General features: G+C 60.5%; 16 protein-coding genes. 12 read left to right on the top strand and 4 right to left on the bottom strand.

All coding sequences use genetic code 11. The annotated features are described in order from the left end of the window. The first annotated feature begins 2 nt into the window (after positions 1-2). The 8 genes from ACP7EE_RS07820 to ACP7EE_RS07785 all read left to right on the top strand — a co-directional run bounded on the left by ACP7EE_RS07820 (position 3) and on the right by ACP7EE_RS07785 (position 8,209). Positions 3-314 carry a DUF2934 domain-containing protein gene (locus ACP7EE_RS07820; protein ID WP_426200944.1) on the top strand — a complete coding sequence of 104 codons (312 nt, stop codon included), beginning with the start codon at positions 3-5 and terminating at the stop codon, positions 312-314. 99 nt (positions 315-413) lie between these two features. After that, entirely contained in the window at positions 414-2,573 is a 2,160-nt protein-coding gene (gene glgX, locus ACP7EE_RS07815; RefSeq protein ID WP_426234114.1) for a glycogen debranching protein GlgX, read from the top strand. A gap of 2 nt (positions 2,574-2,575) precedes the next feature. Further along, positions 2,576-3,574 (top strand): acyl-CoA dehydrogenase, encoded by a 999-nt coding sequence (locus ACP7EE_RS07810; RefSeq protein WP_426234113.1) that lies wholly within the window; start codon positions 2,576-2,578, stop codon positions 3,572-3,574. Continuing rightward, on the top strand, positions 3,571-4,329 hold the full coding sequence (locus ACP7EE_RS07805; RefSeq protein WP_426234112.1) for a PIG-L deacetylase family protein: 759 nt from the start codon (positions 3,571-3,573) through the stop codon (positions 4,327-4,329). Before ACP7EE_RS07810 ends, ACP7EE_RS07805 begins: the two co-directional genes overlap by 4 nt. Next, a complete protein-coding gene (locus ACP7EE_RS07800; protein WP_426234111.1) occupies positions 4,326-4,925 on the top strand; it encodes a class I SAM-dependent methyltransferase in 600 nt (199 codons plus the stop codon). The genes ACP7EE_RS07805 and ACP7EE_RS07800 overlap by 4 nt, the downstream gene beginning before the upstream one ends. Positions 4,926-5,167: 242 nt before the next feature. Beyond that, positions 5,168-5,929, top strand: a complete 762-nt coding sequence (locus ACP7EE_RS07795) for a PIG-L deacetylase family protein (protein WP_426200952.1) — start codon at positions 5,168-5,170, stop codon at positions 5,927-5,929. Between the two features lie 65 nt (positions 5,930-5,994). Continuing rightward, positions 5,995-6,792 carry an endonuclease/exonuclease/phosphatase family protein gene (locus ACP7EE_RS07790; RefSeq protein WP_426234110.1) on the top strand — a complete coding sequence of 266 codons (798 nt, stop codon included), beginning with the start codon at positions 5,995-5,997 and terminating at the stop codon, positions 6,790-6,792. 346 nt (positions 6,793-7,138) lie between these two features. Beyond that, positions 7,139-8,209 carry an autotransporter domain-containing protein gene (locus ACP7EE_RS07785; protein WP_426200955.1) on the top strand — a complete coding sequence of 357 codons (1,071 nt, stop codon included), beginning with the start codon at positions 7,139-7,141 and terminating at the stop codon, positions 8,207-8,209. Positions 8,210-8,817: 608 nt separating this feature from the next. Here ACP7EE_RS07785 and glgB read toward each other — a convergent pair. From glgB to ACP7EE_RS07770, 3 genes are all read right to left on the bottom strand, one after another. After that, positions 8,818-11,049: a 1,4-alpha-glucan branching protein GlgB gene (glgB, locus tag ACP7EE_RS07780; RefSeq protein WP_426234109.1), complete on the bottom strand. Its 2,232-nt coding sequence runs from the start codon at positions 11,047-11,049 to the stop codon at positions 8,818-8,820. Positions 11,050-11,051: 2 nt separating this feature from the next. Next, the gene (gene treS, locus ACP7EE_RS07775; RefSeq protein WP_426234108.1) at positions 11,052-14,393 is read right to left on the bottom strand and encodes a maltose alpha-D-glucosyltransferase; all 3,342 of its coding nucleotides are present in this window, start codon (positions 14,391-14,393) and stop codon (positions 11,052-11,054) included. A 189-nt stretch (positions 14,394-14,582) separates the two neighbouring features. Then, a complete protein-coding gene (locus ACP7EE_RS07770; RefSeq protein ID WP_426234107.1) occupies positions 14,583-16,580 on the bottom strand; it encodes an alpha-1,4-glucan--maltose-1-phosphate maltosyltransferase in 1,998 nt (665 codons plus the stop codon). Positions 16,581-16,797: 217 nt separating this feature from the next. On the opposite strand from ACP7EE_RS07770, the gene ACP7EE_RS07765 reads away from it, so the two are divergent. Next, positions 16,798-16,956 carry a hypothetical protein gene (locus ACP7EE_RS07765; protein ID WP_420649902.1) on the top strand — a complete coding sequence of 53 codons (159 nt, stop codon included), beginning with the start codon at positions 16,798-16,800 and terminating at the stop codon, positions 16,954-16,956. Between the two features lie 8 nt (positions 16,957-16,964). On the opposite strand, the gene ACP7EE_RS07760 is transcribed toward ACP7EE_RS07765, so the two are convergent. Then, a complete protein-coding gene (locus ACP7EE_RS07760; RefSeq protein WP_426200962.1) occupies positions 16,965-17,483 on the bottom strand; it encodes an MgtC/SapB family protein in 519 nt (172 codons plus the stop codon). 122 nt (positions 17,484-17,605) lie between these two features. Between ACP7EE_RS07760 and ACP7EE_RS07755 the strand changes: the two genes are divergently transcribed. The 3 genes from ACP7EE_RS07755 to mapR all read left to right on the top strand — a co-directional run bounded on the left by ACP7EE_RS07755 (position 17,606) and on the right by mapR (position 21,168). Then, entirely contained in the window at positions 17,606-17,839 is a 234-nt protein-coding gene (locus ACP7EE_RS07755; RefSeq protein WP_426234106.1) for a DUF3203 family protein, read from the top strand. Between the two features lie 195 nt (positions 17,840-18,034). Beyond that, a complete protein-coding gene (gene ccoG, locus ACP7EE_RS07750) occupies positions 18,035-19,471 on the top strand; it encodes a cytochrome c oxidase accessory protein CcoG (RefSeq protein ID WP_426234105.1) in 1,437 nt (478 codons plus the stop codon). A gap of 287 nt (positions 19,472-19,758) precedes the next feature. Then, positions 19,759-21,168 (top strand): GntR family transcriptional regulator MpaR, encoded by a 1,410-nt coding sequence (mapR, locus tag ACP7EE_RS07745; protein ID WP_426200966.1) that lies wholly within the window; start codon positions 19,759-19,761, stop codon positions 21,166-21,168. Positions 21,169-21,274 lie beyond the last annotated feature (106 nt).

The raw sequence follows: 21,274 nt of genomic DNA, 5'->3' as shown, positions 1-21,274 counted from the left end.
CGATGAGTACCGACGATAAACGCATTCGCGAATTCGCCTATCAGATCTGGGAATCCGAAGGTCAACCCGAGGGCGAAGACGCTCGTCATTGGGAGATGGCACGCAAACTGGCCGAAGCCGAAGCACTGGCACCGAAGAAGTCACCGAAGGCTGCTGGCAGCAAAACTGCTGGCAAAACCGCGACCGCCAAGACTGCTGACGCCAAGCCCAAGGCGGCGGACAAGGCCAAGCCTGCCGGCGCTGCCAAAGTGATTCCACCAGGCGAAAAAGCCGCCGAGAAGAAACCGCGCACCTCGCGCAAACCGGCGAACTGACGCTACTTAGAACTTTGATTTGAACCACCGGGTGGCGAGCTCGCTCGCCACCGAGGACAAATTCGTCCCGGATTTCCCCGATTTTGCAGGAGCAATTGTATGACCAGTCCAAAAAAAGCCGATCCCGCCGCACACGCCGAGCCTTCGAGAATCCGTGAAGGCCTGCCCTTCCCGCTCGGTGCGACCTGGGACGGTCTGGGGGTCAACTTTGCACTGTTTTCCGCCAACGCCACCAAGGTCGAACTGTGCATTTTCGACGATGCTGGCGAAGTTGAACTCGAGCGCATCGAACTGCCGGAATACACCGACGAGATCTACCACGGCTACCTGCCCGACGCGCATCCGGGGCTGATCTACGGCTACCGCGTGTACGGTGCTTATGACCCGGCCAACGGCCACCGTTTCAACCACAACAAACTGCTGATCGACCCGTACGCCAAGCAACTGGTCGGCGAGTTGAAATGGTCGGAAGCGCTGTTCGGCTACACCATCGGCCACCCGGACGCCGACCTCAGCTTCGACGAACGCGACAGCGCGCCCTTCGTGCCCAAGTGCAAAGTCATCGACCCGGCGCACACCTGGGGCAACGACCAGCGCGTCAGCGTGCCGTGGGACAAAACCATCATTTACGAAACCCACGTACGCGGCATCAGCATGCGTCACCCCTCGGTGCCGGAAAACGTACGCGGTACGTTTGCCGGTCTGATGAATGACGATGTGCTCAAACACATTCGCAGCGTCGGGGTTTCTTCGGTCGAGCTGCTGCCGATCCACGCTTTCGTCAACGATCAGCACTTGCTGCACAAAGGCATGACCAACTACTGGGGCTATAACAGCATCGCGTTCTTCGCCCCGGACCCGCGTTATCTGGCCAGCGGCAAGATCGCTGAATTCAAGGAGATGGTCGCGCACCTGCACGAAGCCAACCTCGAAGTGATCCTCGACGTGGTCTACAACCACACCGCCGAAGGCAACGAGCAAGGCCCGACCCTGTCGATGCGCGGCATCGACAACGCGTCGTACTACCGACTGATGCCGGACGACAAGCGCTACTACATCAACGATTCCGGTACCGGCAACACGCTGGATCTGAGCCACCCGTGCGTGCTGCAAATGGTCACCGACTCGCTGCGCTACTGGGCCAGCGAAATGCACGTCGACGGTTTCCGCTTTGACCTGGCGACCATTCTCGGGCGTTATCACGACGGGTTCGACGAACGCCACAGCTTCCTCGTGGCCTGCCGTCAGGACCCGGTGCTGCGTCAGGTGAAAATGATCGCCGAGCCGTGGGACTGCGGCCCAGGTGGTTATCAGGTGGGCAACTTTCCACCGGGCTGGGTCGAGTGGAACGACAAATTCCGCGACACCGTGCGCGCGTTCTGGAAAGGCGACGACGGCCAGGTTGCCGATTTCGCCAGTCGCATGACCGCCTCTGGCGAAATGTTCAATGAACGTGGGCGCCGGCCATATTCCTCGGTGAACTTCATCACCGCCCACGACGGCTTCACCCTGAATGACTTGGTGTCGTACAACGACAAGCACAACGAGGCCAACGACGAGAACAATCAGGACGGCAGTAATAACAACCTGTCGTGGAACCACGGCGTCGAAGGCCCGACCGACGATCCGGAAATCAATGCGCTGCGCCAGCGGCAGATGCGCAATTTCTTCGCCACCCTGCTGCTGGCCCAAGGTACGCCGATGATCGTCGCCGGCGACGAGTTCGCGCGCACTCAGGACGGCAACAACAACGCTTACTGCCAGGACAGCGAGATCGGCTGGGTCAACTGGGACCTGAGCGAAGACGGCAAGGCCCTGCTGAAATTCGTCAAACGCCTGATCAAGCTGCGTCTGGCCTATCCGATCCTGCGTCGCGGGCGTTTCCTGGTCGGCGAGTACAACGAAGACATCGGCGTCAAGGACGTAACCTGGCTGGCGCCGGACGCCACCGAGATGACCACCGAGCACTGGCACGACGCGCACAACCGTTGCCTCGGGATGTTGCTCGATGGTCGCGCGCAGGAAACCGGGATTCGCCGCAAAGGCGCCGACGCGACCTTGCTGCTGGTGGTCAACGCGCATCACGACATCGTCAACTTCACGCTGCCGGAAGTCCCGGAAGGCAGTTTCTGGACCTGCATGATCGACACTAATCAGCCGGCAATTCGCGGCCAGGAGCGCTTCGAGTTCGGCCATGAATACTCGGTCACCGGTCGCTCGCTGTTGATGTTCGAACTGCAACGCGAAGAAGAAGATTGATCATGGACCTGCACGGCTATTTATCCGCGCGCACGGCGGATTACGCCGACCCCGAAGCCCTCGGCCAGTGTCTGCGCGAACTGGTCGAGGCCGGACTGGATCGCCTGCCACTGCCGGGCAGTGGCCACACCCTTGAGCGTTTTCAAGGGCTGGCGCTGGTGGGCGGGCATGATCTGGGCGTGTGCAAACTCTATGAAGGCCACACCGACGCATTGTCGATCATCGAACAACTGGGTGGCGCGCCGACTCCTGGCAGCACCTGGGGCATGTGGGCCGCCGAGCCACCACAGGCGCGGGTCAAGGTCAGTCCATCCGGGCACATGGTGGTGCTGGACGGGCGCAAGGCGTGGTGTTCCGGCGCTGCCGTGCTCAGTCATGCGCTGCTGACGGCGTGGGATGAAGCAGATCGCCAGCAACTGGTGGCGGTTGCGCTCGATCAACCGGGCGTGACCATCACCGATCAAGGCTGGCAAGCGGTCGGCATGGGCGCCACCGGGTCGGTTGAGGTGTTGTTTGACAGGGTCGAGGGCCAAGCGATTGGCAGTCCCGGTGACTACCTGCAACGGCCGGGTTTCTGGCAAGGCGGAATCGGCATCGCCGCCTGTTGGTACGGCGCTGCGAGGGGGATAGCCGAACGTTTGCGCCAACACTGCACACAACGCGAGGAGCCGCATGCATTGGCGCATCTGGGTGCGGTCGATGTGGCGTTGCAGGCTGCTGCCGATGTGCTGCGTTTCAGCGCGCTGCACATTGATGCTCATCCGCAGGCCAATGCCGAACTGCTGGCCCGCCGTGCGCGGGCGGTGGTCGAGCAGTCTGCCGCACAAGTCATTGATCATGTTGGTCGCGCATTGGGCGCCGGGCCGTTCTGCAAGGATCGCCAGTTCGCCCGTTTGAGCGCTGATCTGCCGGTGTTCCTGCGTCAAAGCCATGCCGAACGTGACCTCGCCGCCCTCGGGCAATTGATCGCAGCGCAACCCACGGAGACATGGACGTTATGAAAACCAATCCGATTGTCGGCCAGGGCACGACCCTGCACCAATGGCAGAGCTCGCAGCATTTGGCCGGACTGGACAGCATCGACATTCTCAGCCTGGTGCCGCCCGGTTCGCGCGCGGTGGTCATCGCGCCGCATCCGGACGACGAAGTGCTCGGGTGCGGCGGCTTGCTGCAATTGCTCGCCGCTGCCGGACGTCCGCTGCAATTGATCTCGGTCACCGATGGCAGCGCCAGCCACCCCGGCTCGCAACGTTGGCCGGTCGAGCGCCTGAGCGTGGTCCGTCCGCAGGAATCCGCCGAAGCCCTGCGTCGCCTCGGCCTGCCGATGCATCGCTTGAAATGGCTGCGCGGCGGCTTTGCCGATACCCAAGTGGCAGCGCGTGAAGCCGAGTTGTGCGAATTCATCCAGCGCCATTTGCGACCCAACGACGTGGTGTTCACTACATGGAGCGAGGACGGTCACTGCGACCATGAAGCGGTTGGCCGCGCGAGTAGCGAAGCGGCTCGTCGCACGGGCGCAACCTGTCACGAATTACCGGTCTGGACGTGGCACTGGGCGACGCCCGAAGATGCCTTCGTGCCCTGGCAGCGCGCGCGCAAAATCAATCTGACGTGTGCGCAAGTCGCGCGCAAACGCCACGCGGTGCATGCGTTCGCCAGTCAGTTGGAATGCGACCCAGTGGCTGGACTCGGCCCGGTGCTGGCACCGTACGTACTGGATCGACTGCTGCAACCGTTTGAGGTGATCTTCCTGTGAGCGTCGACGACCGCTATTTCGACGGGCTGTTTGCCGGCAACGACGACCCTTGGGCGTTTCGCCAACGCTGGTACGAGCAGCGCAAACGGGCGATCACGCTTGCGGTACTGCCGCGCCCGCACTATCGCGCAATCTTCGAACCGGGCTGCGCCAATGGTGAACTGAGTGCCGAGCTGGCGCAGCGCTGTGACCGCTTATTGTGTTGCGACACGGCTGCCGCTGCGGTGGGTCTGGCGCAAACACGCTTGAGCTTGTTCGATCACGCCGAGGTCCGCCAAAGCCGCCTGCCAGATGACTGGCCGGAAGAAAAATTCGACCTGATCGTATTTAGCGAAATCGGCTACTACCTCGATGGCGATGATCTGACAGCCGTGATCCGTCACATCAGCAATTGCCTGACCGCCGACGGGCAACTGCTGGCGTGCCACTGGCGCCCGCCGATTGATCAATGCCCGTTGAATGCGCGTCAGGTGCACGATCAGATCCACGACCAATTGGCTCTGCCGAGGCTGGTTTTGCATCAGGAAGCAGACTTCATTCTCGAGGTCTGGAGCCGCGAACCGCGCTCCGTCGCGGCTTTGGAAGGTTTGCGTTGAATCACTGATGTCGCTCAACGTTTCTGCGCCGGTCTGCGACCTCCAACACAGCTATAACAAAAAAACACAGATCAGATTGCTCGCCGACGCGACGAACCGCGCGCCATAAGCAATACTCTCCTGCGCGGCAATCCAGGGTTCGGAGCGCCGCATGGTTTTCCACCAGCCTTCACGGGTCGAAGCGCTTGAGCGATGCTCGCCGCGCGCGATTGAGGGCGAGACACAACAAGGACGTAGCACTCATGAAACCGTTATCCCTAAATGAAGGCAGCCTGCCGGCGCAAATCTGGAACAGCGCCGCGCAACTCGACAACATTCCCGTCATCAACACCCGCAGTCTGGTGCCGGCCGGCGCACGTGCCGTGGTCATCGCCCCGCATCCCGGCGACGAGGTAGTGACCTGCGGCGGCCTGCTGCAACTGCTCGCCAGCCTCGGTCACCCGTTGCAACTGCTCTCTATCACCGACGGCAGCGCCAGCCATCCCGGCTCGCGTCAATGGTCGGAAAAACGCCTGAGCGTGTTCCGCCCGCAAGAGAGCGTCGAGGCGCTACGGCGTCTGGGGTTGCCGATGCACAGCCTGAAATGGGTGCGTGGCGGCTTTACCCACAACGCCCTGTTCGACAAGGAACTCCAGCTCAGCGAGTTCATCATGCGTTACCTGCGCCCTGGCGATGTGGTGTTCAGCACCTGGTGCAAAGACGGCAGCGACGACCATCAAGTGGTAGGTCGCGCCAGTGCCCGCGCCGCCCTGCAGGCCGGTGCTACCTACCATGATGTGCCGGTCTGGGCCTGGCACTGGCCGGAACGCGATCACGCGCAGATTCCCTGGCACCGCGCACGCAAATTGCGTCTGGACACCTGGACTGTCGCGCGCAAAAGCCACGCGACCCACGCCTACGCCAGCCAGCTCACAGGCGAGCCGGCCATCGGCATTGCCCCGATGCTGCCGCGGGCGATTCTTGAACGCATGCGCCTGCCCTATGAAATCGTGCTCGTCGACTGAAACACTGAACTGCGCGTTCGCACGTCAGTCGCATGCACAGGCAGTCATGATTCATAGGAGTAAACGTGTCCAGTGAACCCCAGCGTCACGCTATCGACGCTCAACCCCTGGAGCCGTCGGCCATCCATCGCTTGCGCGTGCTGACGGTTAATACACACAAGGGTTTTACCGCACTCAATCGGCGTTTCATCCTCCCCGAGCTGCGCGAAGCAGTGCGCAGCACGTCAGCCGATCTGGTGTTTCTGCAGGAAGTGGTTGGCGAACACGAACGCCATTCCAATCGTTACAACGAATGGCCGCAAACCTCGCAATACGAGTTTCTCGCCGACAGCATGTGGGCCGATTTCGCCTACGGGCGCAACGCCGTTTATCCCCATGGCCACCACGGCAACGCCCTGCTGTCGAAGTACCCGATCCGCGAGTACCGCAACCTTGATGTTTCGATCACCGGCCCCGAGCGACGTGGACTGTTGCATTGCGTGCTCGACGTACCGGGACATGCGGAAGTCCACGCGATCTGCGTGCACTTGAGCCTGCTGGAAAGTCATCGGCAATTGCAGTTGCAGTTGCTCTGCCAACTGCTCGAGTCGTTGCCCGAAGATGCCCCGGTGATCATCGCCGGCGACTTCAACGACTGGCAATTGCAGGGCAACGCCGCCCTCTCCCGCCGCGACTATCTGCACGAAGCCTTCGAACGTCATCACGGTCGACCTGCGAAAACCTATCCGGCGCGTTTTCCACTGTTGCGACTGGACAGGATCTACCTGCGCAATGCCAGCAGCCACGACCCACAGATTCTCGGCAACAAGCCGTGGACACATCTGTCGGATCATTTGCCGTTGGCGGTGGAGGTGCATCTGTAGTCGCAGTTTTGACAGCGGCGCGCACCGGTGGTCAGTTGCCCAAGCGCTCTGAATCACGGACTCGAGGCCGTTCTTCCATACAAACAAGAACTTAGATATGTACGGATAAACAAACACTTGCATTGCCTGTTTTCCCCCTACCGCTCATCGTTCATTTTCTTGACGCATGGGCGCGGGTCTTCTTGAATCTAGGTTACTACCCCCGGAAATACTACTCGGGGCTAACCCACGGACACCCGCGAAAACGGGCGCCCGGCGGTTCGCCCCGTCTCATTCGGTCGCCCCTCATTCGGGGTAGGAGAGACGACAAGGCGAGAGTGCGCATGCGATAGCAAGGTAGACCTCCATGAAAACTTCATTCACTGCTCAAGAGATCAAAACAACCTTCTGCACTGTTTCGAGTTCTATCTTGCTGTGCTCATCCATGGAGGCGCAGGCCGGTTCTGCGGCGGATGAGACAACGTCCTGGTACCGAGAGAACGTGCCGGTCATGACCTTGCCTGCCACCGTCATCACACCCGAGCCGCAACGCCTGAGTCCGCGCCCCGATCTGCGCGGCAATCACCTGATTACCGAAGACATATCTCCGACAGCGTGGGATCAGCTTTACGGACCGAGTTCACGCCAGGCACAAACCGACGTCCTCAGCCCCGGTTTCGCGATGCCCGGCAGCGGCGACTTCAAAGGCCCTGCCGTGTTGACCTTGCAAAGTAGCAGCGGCCACACACAAAAAATCGGCCTGATCGGCGGGGTCAATCAGATCCAGGCCAACGGCAACGGCCTGATCAGCAGCCGCGCCCTCGCCGACCCGAATTCCGACACCCTCAACCTGCAAGGCCAGAGCCTCGGCGCTTACTACAGCCTGACCGGCCCGCAAGGCTGGCACGTCGATCTGTCGGCCAGTGGCGGCCGCGTCAGCGGTTTCAGCCGCAACCAACAAGGCGCACGCCAAGCCACCGAAGGCAGCGCAATGACGCTGTCGGTGGAAGGCGGATTCCCCATCGGCATCAGCGAAAACTGGGTGGTCGAGCCGCAGGCGCAATTGATCAACCAACGCATCACCCTCGACACGCCGTATGCCGGCTCTGGCAACGCGTCATCGAGCGATATCTCATCGTGGAGCGGCCGGGTCGGCGCGCGCTTGAAAGGCAGTTACGATCTGAATGGTCTGCCAGTCGAGCCGTACGTGCGCACCAACCTGTGGCACACGGTCTACACCGGCAACACGGTGACGCTGGATCAGGTGGACAAGATCAGCAGCAGCCGCAAATCCTCGACCGTGGAAGTCGGATTGGGACTGGTGGCGCGGGTGACACCGACGGTGAGTCTGTACGTCAGCGCGGATTACAGCAGTGACGTGGATGACAACGACTTGAACGGGTTGATCGGCAGCATGGGCGTGCGCATGCGCTGGTAAGTGGATTCGCCGAGACCCTGTGGGAGCTGCGGTGCGACGATTCGACTTGCCAGCGATAGCGTTGGCACATTCAGCGATGATATTGAATGTGCCGACGCTATCGCTGGCAAGCCAGCTCCCACATTTTGATTTGCACACGCCCCATGCGGCGAAGCCGCCCCACTCAACACAATGAGCGTTAGCTCGAGTACCGCTCTTGATCTCGAGCGCCCGTCGGCAGGCTGAGTGGAGGGATTGATCCGGGGGGTGGGAGCGAAGCGACCGTTTGGCGCAGCCAAACACATCGAGAGGAGGTGCAGCGCAGCAAACCGGAGGCGATGCCCCCGGATCAATCCCGGAGCGAAGGAACCCGAGCCTAAGCGAGGGCCGAACGTCAGGGAAAAGCCTTTTGGGTTACCTTTTCGGCGTTTGGAAAAGGTGACCCGCCGTCAGGGCGGAACCCCAAGAAGCCGTTACCGCAGCAACGGATATGTACACCGCCAGAAAAATCCATCGCCTGACCCGTCGCCATCGCTGGCAAGCCAGCTCCCACAGGTTCTGGGTACATCCACCATAGCTTCAGCGCCTGAAAGATAGCCTGCTAGCGATGGCGGCGAGCCGGTCCAGGATCAGCCCTCAGGTTTCAGGATCAACACCGCCAGCGGCGGCAAATTCAGCTCCAGCGACAACGACTGACCATGACTCGCCACCTCTTCAGTAAACGCCCCACCACCATTGCCATAATTGGAACCGGCATATTGCTCGGCATCACTATTGAGCAATTCCTTCCAGCGCCCGGAAAACGGTACGCCGACCCGATAAGCCTGACGCGGCACCGGCGTGAAGTTAGCCACCACCAGCACCGGCGTACCGTCCTTGCTCCAGCGCAACCAGGCGAAAACGCTATTGATAGCATCGTCACCGATCAACCACTGGAAGCCCTGCGGCGCGTCATCCTGGTCATGCAGCGCCGGCTCCTCGCGATACAAACGATTGAGGTCGCCGACCAGCTTCTGCACGCCTTTGTGCTCCGAATACTGCAGCAGATACCAATCAAGCTGCTGATCATGATTCCACTCGCGCCACTGACCAAACTCGCAGCCCATGAACAACAGCTTCTTGCCCGGATGGGTCCACATGAAGCTCAGATACGCGCGCAGGTTGGCAAACTTCTGCCAACGATCGCCGGGCATCTTGTCGATCAGCGAATGCTTGCCGTGCACCACTTCGTCGTGAGAAATCGGCAGGATAAAGCGCTCGGACCACGCGTAAACCAGACCGAAACTCAGCTCGTTGTGATGGTGCGCGCGGTACACCGGATCCTGCTGAATGTAGTGCAGCGAATCGTGCATCCAGCCCATGTTCCACTTGTAAGCGAAACCGAGGCCGCCCTGCTGGGTGCTCTGACTCACGCCCGGCCACGCGGTGGATTCCTCGGCAATCACCAACGCGCCCGGCGCTTCCAGCTCGACCACGTCGTTCAAATGCCGCAGGAAGTCGATGGCTTCAAGATTCTCGCGACCGCCGTGACGGTTCGGCACCCACTCGCCAGCCTTGCGCGAGTAATCGCGATACAGCATCGAAGCCACCGCATCCACGCGCAGTCCGTCGATATGGAAATGCTTCAACCAGTGCAACGCCGAAGCGAGCATGTAGCCGTGCACTTCGGTGCGGCCGAGGTTGTAGATCAGCGTGTCCCAGTCCTGATGGAAACCTTCCAGCGGGTTGCCGTATTCGTACAGCGCGGTGCCGTCGAACTGCGCCAGACCATGGGTATCGGTCGGGAAATGCGCCGGGACCCAGTCAAGGATCACGCCAATTTCAGCCCGATGGCAGGCGTCGATAAACGCAGCAAACTGCTCGGGCGTGCCGTAGCGCGCACTCGGCGCGAACTGCGAGAGCAATTGATAACCCCACGAGCCACCGAACGGATGCTCCATGATCGGCATCAGTTCGATGTGGGTGAAACCGAGTTCCTTGACGTACGGGATCAGCCGATCCGCCAGTTCCGGCCAGGTGTACTGGCGCGCCACTTCACCAAGATCATCCAGCTCGCACTGCCACGAACCGGCGTGCAGCTCATAAATCGACAGCGGCGCGGCATGCGCGTGGCGCTCGCGGCGGCTGTTCATCCAGTCTTGATCCTGCCAGTCGACTTGCAGAGGCGCGGCGACTTTCGAAGCGGTGTCCGGCGGCAGGCTGGTGGCCAGCGCCATCGGATCGGCTTTCAACGGCAGAATGCCGTGTTCGCCAAGAATCTCGTATTTGTACAACTCCCCGGCTTGCAGGCGCGGAATGAACAGCTCCCAGACCCCGGACGGGTGACGCAGGCGCATCGGGTGCCGACGACCATCCCAGACGTTGAAATCGCCCACCACCGAAACGCGTTTGGCGTTCGGCGCCCACACGGCGAAGCGCACACCGTCAACGCCATCGACGCTGGTCAGCTGTGCGCCGAGGCAACTGCTCAGGTCGCGGTGATTGCCCTCGGCGAACAGGTACAAGTCCATCTCGCCGAGCAACTGGCCGAAGCTGTACGGATCTTCCGCAACCTGCTCGCCGCCAGCCCAACGCGTGCGCAATAAATATGGACGTGCCTGCGGGAAGTGGCCGACAAACAGCCCCGCAGTTTCAGTCGCCTCCAATGCGCCGATTTCTTCGCCGCTGTCCTTGTCCAGTACCGCAACGCTTAACGCGCCGGGCAGATACGCGCGGATGAACTGCCCGCCAGCACCATCGCCATGCGGGCCAAGAATCGAAAACGGATCGTGATGCACCGCGCGCACCAAGGCATCGATGTCCCTGGCCGCGGGCAGCAACCTTTCTTTAGCGTGACCCTGTTCCTTGTTTGAGAAACTCATGACTACTCTCCACCAAGATCGGAAAAGGGTTTAAGCCCCGACAACAACCCGTACAGACCGTGCAACGGCACGGGCAGCCAGGTAGGGCGATTTTCGGCTTCATAGGCCACTTCGTAAGCCGCTTTCTCCAGGCCGAACAACGCCAGTGCGGCGTCAGCACCTTCAGGGTCCTGCCAAGCATGATCAAGACTAGCTGCCGCTTGGCGATATGCCTGAACAAATGCCTCACGGGCCTCACGCAAGTAGCGATCAGCGACTCGTTTGCGCGCCGCCTCGGACTCGGCGCTCATGTCGACCGTATGCACATTAATGGTCATCGCCGCCGCGTAATCGAAGGAGCGCAACACACCGCTGACATCTTTATACGGGCTGTGCTTGCCACGACGCTCGGACAACGGCCGCGCCGGTTCGCCCTCGAAATCGATGAGGAACGCATCGCCTTTGATCACCAGCACCTGACCCAAATGCAGGTCGCCGTGCACGCGGATGCGCAGGCCGCCAGCAGATTTTTTCGCCAGATCCTGCACATGGCTGAGGATGGCTTTCTTGTTGTCTTGCAGCCGCGTGACCAGTTTCTGATCCGCGGCGGTCAATTCGCCCTGATGCTGCTTGAGCAGTTTCAGCGCGTGCTCGACCTGCGCCGCAACGTCTTTGGCGGTGGTCTGAGCGTCCTTGGCCGAGCTGACTTGCGGCGCGAAGTCCGGATCGTCGGTCTTGGCTGCCAGCACCTGATGCATCTCGCCCAGACGCTGACCGAGCATGCCGGCGAAATCTCTCAGTTCGCCGAGCGCGTTGTAATGTTGCTCCTGCTCGGACATGGCGTCCGCCAGCTCATCACGCAGCGCCCGTTCGAGGTTGTTCTGCGTCCATTCCCATGCATCGCCCTGATTGCTCAAATAGCCTTGGGCGATCATCAGCAAGTTGTCTTCACCCTGCGCGTCTCGACGAATCACCGAACCCAGCAACGGCGAGATATTGGCGAAACCGGCAGCGGTCAGATACGCGCTCATCTCCAGTTCCGGGTGTACGCCAGAGGCGACTTTGCGGATCAGTTTCAGCACCAGGCTGTTGCCGATCACCACCGAACTGTTCGACTGTTCGGCCGACAGGTAACGCACCTCGGACTCGGCGCCAAGGCCAAGCGCGTCCAGTTGCGGCGTGGACTCAAAGCGAATCTCGCCGGCGTCCGACGCCAGCACCGTGTTGGCCTGCATGCCTTGCAGCACGGCGCGAACAAACGTTTCGAGGCTGAAGGCATCGGTGATCAAGCCGACCTGACGCACACGTCGTACGCGGGCAAGGGCCAATTGTTGCGGCAGCGCCGGGCCGACGTGATCTTCGCCAATGAAACCGAACGGCAGTTGATAACGGCTGGTCTGCCCGCCGCTGGTGACTTCGATTTCGCTGAGCAGCACCGGATGCTGAGCATCGCCGAAGCGCACGCCATAAGTCAGATTGACCTTATCGATGGCTGCGTCCTTGCCGGCGAACCAGCGACGGTTCTGCAACCAGTTCGGCAGAATTTGTTGCTCCAGCGTAGTGCGCGATGGCGCTTCGAGCAGTTCTTCCATGCGCTTTTTCAGCACCAGCGTGGTGAAGTCCGGCAGGCTCTGCGCCGGTTCCACGTGCCAGCTCGGCATCTGATTTTCGGCGGCCAGTACAAACCAGTAAAAGCCGTATGGCGCCAGCGTCAGCAGGAAATTCAACTGGCCAATCGGCGGGAATGCGTTACCACCAAGCATCTCCACCGGCACCATGCCGGTGTAGGCCGACAGATCCAGCTCCGCTGCTTGCGAGCTACGCGAGACGTTGGCCACGCACAGAATGATCTCGTGCTTGCCATCCACGTCGGTAAATTCGCGGGTGTAGGCCAGGATCCGTCGGTTGCTCGGCGAGAGCATTTTCAGCGTGCCGCGACCGAACGCCTTGGACTGCTTGCGCACGGCGAGCATGCGCCGAGTCCAGTTGAGCAGCGAATGCGGGTCACCGGCCTGGGTTTCGACGTTGACCGACTGATAGCCATATTGCGGATCCATGATCGGCGGCAGCACCAGACTCGCCGGGTCGGCGCGCGAGAAACCGCCGTTGCGGTCGATCGACCACTGCATCGGCGTACGCACGCCATCGCGGTCGCCGAGGTAGATGTTGTCGCCCATGCCGATTTCATCGCCGTAGTACAAAGTCGGCGTGCCGGGCATCGACAGCAACAGGCTGTTGAGCAACTCCACACGACGACGGTCGCGCTCCATCAATGGCGCCAGACGTCGACGAATACCGAGGTTGATCCGCGCGCGACGGTCAGCCGCGTAGTAATTCCACAGGTAGTCACGCTCTTTGTCGGTGACCATCTCCAGCGTCAGTTCATCGTGGTTGCGCAGGAAGATTGCCCATTGGCAATTGGCTGGAATCTCCGGAGTCTGGCGCAGGATGTCGGTGATTGGGAAGCGATCTTCCTGAGCGAGCGCCATGTACATGCGCGGCATCAGCGGGAAGTGAAATGCCATGTGGCATTCGTCGCCATTCAGGCCATGTGCGTCTGCGTCACCGAAATACAGCTGAGTGTCTTCCGGCCATTGGTTGGCTTCGGCAAGCAGCATGCGATCCGGGTAATTGGCGTCGATTTCGGCACGGATCTGCTTGAGGACGTCGTGGGTCTCCGGCAGGTTTTCGTTGTTGGTGCCGTCGCGCTCGATCAGGTACGGAATCGCGTCCAGCCGCAGGCCGTCGATGCCCATGTCCAGCCAGTAACGCATCACCGAGATCACCGCTTTCATCACTTGCGGGTTATCGAAGTTCAGGTCCGGCTGGTGCGAATAGAAGCGGTGCCAGAAGTATTGGCCGGCGACCGGATCCCAGGTCCAGTTGGACTTTTCGGTGTCGAGGAAAATGATCCGCGTGCCATCGTATTTCTGGTCGTCATCCGACCATACATAGAAGTCGCGAGCCGCCGAACCGGGTTTGGCCTTGCGCGCACGCTGGAACCACGCGTGTTGGTCAGAGGTGTGGTTGATGACCAGTTCGGTGATCACCCGCAGGCCACGTTTGTGCGCCTCGGCGATGAAGCGCTTGGCGTCGGCCATGGTCCCGTAGTCGCTGTGCACGCCACGATATTCGGCAATGTCGTAACCATCATCGCGGCGTGGCGATGGATAGAACGGCAGCAGCCAGATAGTGTTGACGCCGAGTTCGGCGATGTAATCGAGTTTGGCGATCAGCCCGGGAAAGTCGCCGATGCCGTCATTGTTGGAGTCGAAAAACGATTTGACGTGAACCTGATAAATCACCGCATCCTTGTACCAGAGCGGGTCTTTGATAAAAGTGGCAGCCTTGGGTTTCTTCGCCATGTGTAACTCCTGAAAAATTCACTGAAGCCACATGGACTGGAATGCGCCCCTGTGGCGAGGGAGCTTGCTCCCGCTGGGTTGCGAAGCAGCCCCATTGCATTTCTTCGTACAAACCGCATGCACCGGATTGACGACTGCTGCGCAGCCGAGCGGGAGCAAGCTCCCTCGCCACAGTGCTGTGCAGCAAATTCAAGAAGTGGTGATGCGCCAGATACTGAACGGCTGTTGCGCCGGGTCGAGCCGCATGAACTGGTATTTGCCATGCCAGTCCCAACGATGCCCGCTCATCAAATCCTCGCCGTGGGTGGTGGCATCGTCCGGCAGGCCCATTTCCCACAGCGGCAACTCGAAATTCGCCTCCTGCGCGTTATGCGGATCCAGGTTCACCGCCACCAGAATGAAGTTGCTGCCATCCGCGCTGCGTTTGCCGAAGTACAGAATGTTGTCATTCCACGCGTTGTAGACCGTCAGCCCCAGATGCGTGTGCAGCGCCGGGTTCTGCCGGCGAATGCGGTTGAGCTGAGCGATTTCGGCAATGATGTTGCCCGGCGCATTGAAATCGCGGACGCGGATTTCATACTTCTCCGAATCGAGGTATTCCTCCTTGCCCGGCACCGGCGCCGCTTCGCACAGTTCATAGCCGGAATACATGCCCCACAGGCCCGAGCCCATGGTCGCCAGCGCCGCGCGGATGAGGAACCCGGCGCGCCCGGATTCATGCAAAAACGCAGGATTGATGTCCGGCGTGTTGACGAAGAAGTTCGGCCGGTAGCATTCGCGCCACGGTGACTCGTTGAGTTCGGTGAAATAAGTCGCCAGCTCGGCCTTGGTGTTGCGCCAGGTGAAATAGGTGTAGCTCTGGGTGTAACCGACCTTGCCCAGCCGCGCCATCATTGCCGGCGTGGTGAAGGCTTCGGCGAGGAAGATCACTTCCGGGTGCAGCGCGCGCACATCGGCGATCAGCCACTGCCAGAATGGCAGCGGTTTGGTGTGCGGATTGTCGACGCGAAAGATCTTCACGCCCTCTTCCACCCAACCTGTGACGATGTCGCGCAACTCGATCCACAGACTCGGAATCGCGTCCGGCGCATAGAAGTCGACGTTAACGATGTCCTGATATTTTTTCGGCGGGTTTTCCGCGTATTTGATCGTGCCGTCCGGGCGCCAGTTGAACCAGCCCGGATGCTGCTTGAGCCACGGGTGATCCTGGGAACACTGGATGGCGAAATCGAGCGCGATTTCCAGACCGTGATCGGCAGCTGCGGCAACCAGTCGGCGGAAATCCTCGCGGGTGCCGAGCTGCGAATGGATCGCCTCGTGCCCGCCCTCCTCGCTGCCAATCGCGTACGGACTGCCCGGATCGTCAGGGCCGGCGGTCAGGGAATTGTTGCGGCCCTTGCGGTGGCTACGGCCAATCGGGTGGATCGGCGTGAAGTACAACACGTCGAAACCCATGTCCTGAATCATAGGCAGGCGCGCGTGCACGTCATTGAACGTGCCGTGGCGGGCCGGATCATCGGTGATCGAACGTGGGAACAACTCGTACCAACTGGCGAATTCAGCCAATTGACGCTCGACGTCCAGCGGGAATTCCGGGCTGACACTCAGATAGGCGCGATGATCGGCCTCGGCCATCAGTTGCGCACTTTGCGGGTGCAGAAACAGCGCGACCTGCTCGGTTTCGAGCAGCCCGGACAGCTCATGATGCAAAGCCGCCAGTTGTTCGCTGAGCTGCCCTTCGCTGCGTTCGGCGGCCTGTTGCACCATGGTCCGGCCTTCCTGCAACTCCAGGCTGACCGGCACGGCTGCAGCGTGTTTCTTCTCCAGTTCGTACTGAAAACTGGCGAACTGGTCGATCCATGCTTCGATCAGGAACAGATAGCGGCCCATGCGTTCCGGACGGAACTGGCCCTGCCAGCCATTATTGCCCTGATCGGCCATGGCCTCGGTTTGCCAGGTCTGCTCGCCCTCTTCACGCCAGCGGATACGCACCGCCAGTTTGTCGTGACCATCGGCGAAGACCTTGCTGGTGACCACGACTTCACGGCCGGCAATCGCCTTGACAGCAAACTGTCCGCCATCAAGGGTCGGCGTAACGTCTTCTATTGCTATGCGTGGCAGCAAGAGCGCCTGCGACAGCGGAATATGCGGGTTGTAGCTCGAATCGGAACCTGTTTCAGCAGTCATTGAGCATCTCTCCTTAACGCCCCAAGGACGCTCGTTTGCCTGATAGATGTCCACAGCGAAGCACTTGTCCGCCACGAACTCACCTAGATACCGAGCGACCGGCGCGGGGAAAAGTTCACAGGGATTTGCCGCACAACAAAACTGGATCGAATTCGCTGCGAGGTGGTCAATCCACTTAAGCACTTCTCACGCCATGTGCCACACGGAGGTAGATCTGATGAACAACCCGTTCCCGGCCGAAACGCCAGATCCGAACATCGACAACCCGGTGATTCCGGAGACCGAGCCGCAACCGATCCCCGAGCAGGAGCCGCCAGGCACCACGCCGCCGCCCAAGGAAGAACCACCGACGACGATGCCTCCGGTGATTCTCTAGCCCTTGAATTACAACTTGTCGTTAGGTCGCTCGTCGTGATCCTTGTCGAAGATTTTCACGATCCTCGGCATGACATTGAAGATGCCCAACGCAAGCAATGTACTGAGCAACGCCGTCGCTTCGCGGCCCAGACCGGCCGCGACGCCGATGGCGGCGGTCATCCACAGACCGGCGGCCGTGGTCAGGCCTTTGACCCGACCTTCCTCGCCGTCCTGATTTTTCAGAATGGTGCCGGCGCAGAGGAAACCGATACCCGCGATCACGCCCTGCACCACTCGGCTCATTGCATCGGATTCGGACCCGGAGGTTTGCGGCACCAATACAAACAGTGCTGCGCCGAGCGCAACCAACATGTGCGTGCGTACCCCGGCAGCCTTGCCTTTGGATTCACGTTCAAAACCGAGAATCCCGCCCAGAATCGCCGCTACCAGCAAGCGCACGGTAATGCGCGTCAATTGCGACGCATCGCCGATTTCGGCGAACTCCGCCTGCAGGGTCACCCAGACTTCATGCCACCACGCATTCATTGCGTCATCCTTGTTTCAGATTGATGAACGGTGGACAGCGCCGACCATTAATCAGTTGCGTAGAACCATCGCCACGCCACGCGTCCTAACCTCTCAACACCCCTCGAAAAAAGGACAGCCTCATGACCATGCGCATCGAAAACCAGACCTGCTTCTTCGCCAGTGAAAACGGTGAGGAAATCCGTTTGTGCGGTGATCTGACGGTGATCACCGACAGCGACAAAGCCATGTCCGCCGTGGAAATCGATGGCCGGCGTATCTACATCACCGAAGCAGAAGCCGACGCATTGACCGTTGCAGGCGCCGCCGACGGGCGTAAGCATCTGAAGGCCGACAGCAGTGATTCGGTGATTTGACTGACCCTGATCAACACCCCGCGCAGACGTCTGGGATAGACATCTGCGCCTGTGCCTGCCGGCTGCTTCAAGTTGTCGCAGGCACGCCGCCAAGTCCCATCTGATCCGCTTTTTATTCATTTAGCTGAGTCTGTTATGCAAACAGATCGGCGCTCATAGTGCATCGGCCTGATGGAGGCTGATGAGCGACTGACCATGAGCGAACAAATCCCCGTCCGAACCCTAGAACCAGATTCCAAGCCGAAGATTCAGAATGTGCCATTGCGTCCAATGAAGACCAAGGCCGGCTCCAGCGACAACCAGATCCACACCCGCAGCTTCACCGGGCTGTTTCGAACCCTGCGCATGAGTGGCGCGGGGTTTCTGTTTTTGCTGTTCTTCGGCACGGTGTGGCTGACCTGGGGCGGGCGCCAAGCCGTGCTCTGGGACCTTTCCGAAAGCAAATTCCACATCTTTGGCGCGACGTTCTGGCCGCAGGATTTCATTCTGCTGTCGGCGCTGTTGATCATCGCTGCGTTCGGACTGTTCGCGATTACGGTGTTTGCCGGCCGAGTCTGGTGCGGTTACACCTGTCCGCAGAGTTCCTGGACGTGGATCTTCATGTGGTGCGAGAAGATCACCGAAGGCGAGCGCAATCAGCGGATCAAGCTGCAAGCCGCGCCCTGGAGCCTGAACAAACTCGCGCGCCGCGCGGCCAAACACACCATGTGGCTGGCGATCAGCGTCTTGACCGGCCTGACCTTCGTCGGCTATTTCACGCCGATCCGCCCGCTCGCCGAAGAGTTGCTGACGTTGCAAATCGGCGGCGTCAGCCTGTTCTGGGTGCTGTTCTTCGCCGCCGCCACCTATATAAACGCCGGTTGGCTGCGCGAAGCGGTGTGCATGCACATGTGCCCGTATGCGCGCTTCCAGAGCGTGATGTTCGACAAAGACACACTGGCGATTTCCTACGATGTGGCGCGTGGCGAAAACCGTGGCCCGCGCAAACGCGACGTCAAACCGCTTGAGGCCGGCCTCGGTGATTGCATCGACTGCCAACTCTGCGTGCAGGTCTGTCCGACCGGGATCGACATCCGTGACGGTCTGCAAATGGAGTGCATCGGTTGCGCGGCGTGTATTGATGCGTGCGATTCGATCATGGACAAAATGAATTACGCCCGCGGCCTGATCCGCTACACCTCCGAGCGTGAATTGCAGGGTGGCAAGACGCATCTGCTGCGCCCGCGCCTGATTGGTTACGTCGCGGTGTTGCTGGTGATGATTGGAGCGCTTGCGCTGGCACTGGTTGAACGGCCTATGGTGTCGCTGGACGTCACCAAGGATCGCGGCTTGTTCCGCGAGAACGCCTTGGGCCAGATCGAGAACATCTACAGCCTGAAGGTCATCAACAAGACCCAGCAGCGCCAGGACTACAAACTGAGCCTGGTGGATGGCGACGGCTTCCAGTTGCAGGGCAAGACCGAACTGAGCCTGGCGCCGGGCGAGATTGTTGATGTGCCAGTGTCGGTAGCGATGACCACGGATCGGCCGTCGAGCAGCTCGCAGACGGTGAGTTTCAAGATTGAAGACAGTGATGAGCCGGCGGTGAATAGCGTGGCGAAGAGCCGGTTTGTTGCGCCGATGAATCGTTGAGGCTTTAAGATGGCGGCGGTTTTTAGCGTTCGGGGTGTCAGCTCGATTGCCCCTCACCCTAGCCCTCCCGAAACGTCGGACCGCCCAAAGGGAGAGGGAACCGACCGAAGAGTCTTTCGATAATTGGCGACTTGAAATACCGGGTCGATTATGGATTCAGCAAAGCAACAGCAGGTCGATGTATTTCGTGAGCATCCCCCGATCAGTCCCCTCTCCCCCCGGGAGAGGGCTAGGGTGAGGGGCTTTTCCCTGCCACCCTACACATCCAGCAAGCACCAAGGCCCCCGATGAAACGCTACGAAAAATTCGCCGAAGACATCGCTGAACTGATCCGCTCCGGCGTTCTCGGCCCCGGCCAACGGGTGCCGTCGGTGCGCTACGCCAGCCAGACCTACGGCGTCAGCCCGTCCACCGTGTTCCAGGCCTACTACCTGCTGGAACGCCGGGGCCTGATCCGGGCGCGGCCGCGTTCCGGCTACTTCGTCAACACCCACGCACCGAGCCCATTCTCGGAGCCAGTGATCAGCAGCCACGTCAGCGATTCGACCGAAGTTGACGTCAGCGAGCTGGTGTTCTCGGTACTGGATTCGATCAAGGACCCGAGCACCGTGCCATTCGGCTCGGCGTTCCCTAGCCCGACGCTGTTCCCACTACAACGCCTGTCGCGTTCGCTGGCCAGCGCGGCGCGCGAGATGGACCCGCGCATGGTCGTCACCGATATGTCGCCGGGCAACCCGCAACTGCGTCGGCAGATCGCCCTGCGCTACATGGTCGGCGGCTTGATGTTGCCGATGGAAGAACTGCTGATCACTAACGGCGCGCTCGAGGCGCTGAACCTGTGCCTGCAAGCCGTCACCGAACCCGGCGATCTGGTGGCCATCGAAGCCCCGGCGTTTTACGCCAGCCTGCAAGTGCTCGAGCGGCTTAAACTCAAAGCCGTGGAAATCCCCGTGCACCCGCGCGACGGCATCGATCTCGGCGTGCTCGCGCAAACGCTGGAACGGCATCCGATCAAAGCCTGCTGGTGCATGACCAGTTTCCAGAACCCGATGGGCGCGACCATGCCCGAAGCCAAGAAGCAGGAACTGGTCGAACTGCTGCGCCGGCATCAAGTGCCACTGATCGAGGACGACGTTTACGCCGAGCTGTATTACGGCCAGCAGGCGCCAAAACCGGCCAAGGCTTTTGATACCGAAGGGTTGGTGATGCATTGCGGCTCGTTCGCCAAAAGCCTGGCCCCCGGCTACCGCATCGGCTGGGTTGCTGCGGGACGTTACGCGCAGAAGATCGAACGCCTGAAGCTGATGACGTCTTTGTGTGCTTCAATGCCGGCGCAAGCGGCCATTGCCGATTACCTGCAACACGGCGGTTATGACCGACACCTGCGCAAATTGCGCTACGCACTGGAAGAACAGCAGAGTGCGATGCTTGCGGCAATTGCGCGTTATTTTCCGGCGCAGACGCGGGTCAGCCAACCGGCGGGTGGCTACTTTCTGTGGCTGGAGCTGCCAGCGCAGATGGACTCGTTGAAGTTGTTTCAGATGGCGCTGGCGCAAGGCATCAGCATCGCGCCGGGGCCGATTTTTTCACCGACCCAGCGCTTTAGGAATTGCATTCGCCTGAATTACGGCAGCCCGTGGACTGAAGACACCGAAAAGGCGATGGAGACGTTGGGGCGGATTGTGCGGTCGTTCTGACGTTTCCGTGTTGTCTGATCTGACGCCATCGCTGGCAAGCCAGCTCCCACAGGTTTTAGTGCCGTACACAAAATTTGCGGCCAGCATAGAACACTGTGGGAGCGGG

It is taken from the genome of Pseudomonas sp. TWP3-2, assembly GCF_049897765.1.
Classification (GTDB): domain Bacteria; phylum Pseudomonadota; class Gammaproteobacteria; order Pseudomonadales; family Pseudomonadaceae; genus Aquipseudomonas.
This window is presented reverse-complemented; position numbering and strand designations above follow the sequence as displayed.

Bases quoted from the DNA above. Each gene is read 5' to 3' on its own strand.
- ACP7EE_RS07770 (WP_426234107.1), bottom strand. From the start codon at position 16,580: ATGACTGCTGAAACAGGTTCCGATTCGAGCTACAACCCGCATATTCCG.
- ccoG (WP_426234105.1), top strand. From the start codon at position 18,035: ATGAGCGAACAAATCCCCGTCCGAACCCTAGAACCAGATTCCAAGCCG.
- glgB (WP_426234109.1), bottom strand. From the start codon at position 11,049: ATGAGTTTCTCAAACAAGGAACAGGGTCACGCTAAAGAAAGGTTGCTG.
- ACP7EE_RS07765 (WP_420649902.1), top strand. From the start codon at position 16,798: ATGAACAACCCGTTCCCGGCCGAAACGCCAGATCCGAACATCGACAAC.
- ACP7EE_RS07755 (WP_426234106.1), top strand. From the start codon at position 17,606: ATGACCATGCGCATCGAAAACCAGACCTGCTTCTTCGCCAGTGAAAAC.
- glgX (WP_426234114.1), top strand. From the start codon at position 414: ATGACCAGTCCAAAAAAAGCCGATCCCGCCGCACACGCCGAGCCTTCG.
- treS (WP_426234108.1), bottom strand. From the start codon at position 14,393: ATGGCGAAGAAACCCAAGGCTGCCACTTTTATCAAAGACCCGCTCTGG.
- ACP7EE_RS07760 (WP_426200962.1), bottom strand. From the start codon at position 17,483: ATGAATGCGTGGTGGCATGAAGTCTGGGTGACCCTGCAGGCGGAGTTC.
- ACP7EE_RS07795 (WP_426200952.1), top strand. From the start codon at position 5,168: ATGAAACCGTTATCCCTAAATGAAGGCAGCCTGCCGGCGCAAATCTGG.
- ACP7EE_RS07805 (WP_426234112.1), top strand. From the start codon at position 3,571: ATGAAAACCAATCCGATTGTCGGCCAGGGCACGACCCTGCACCAATGG.
- ACP7EE_RS07785 (WP_426200955.1), top strand. From the start codon at position 7,139: ATGAAAACTTCATTCACTGCTCAAGAGATCAAAACAACCTTCTGCACT.
- ACP7EE_RS07820 (WP_426200944.1), top strand. From the start codon at position 3: ATGAGTACCGACGATAAACGCATTCGCGAATTCGCCTATCAGATCTGG.
- mapR (WP_426200966.1), top strand. From the start codon at position 19,759: ATGAAACGCTACGAAAAATTCGCCGAAGACATCGCTGAACTGATCCGC.
- ACP7EE_RS07810 (WP_426234113.1), top strand. From the start codon at position 2,576: ATGGACCTGCACGGCTATTTATCCGCGCGCACGGCGGATTACGCCGAC.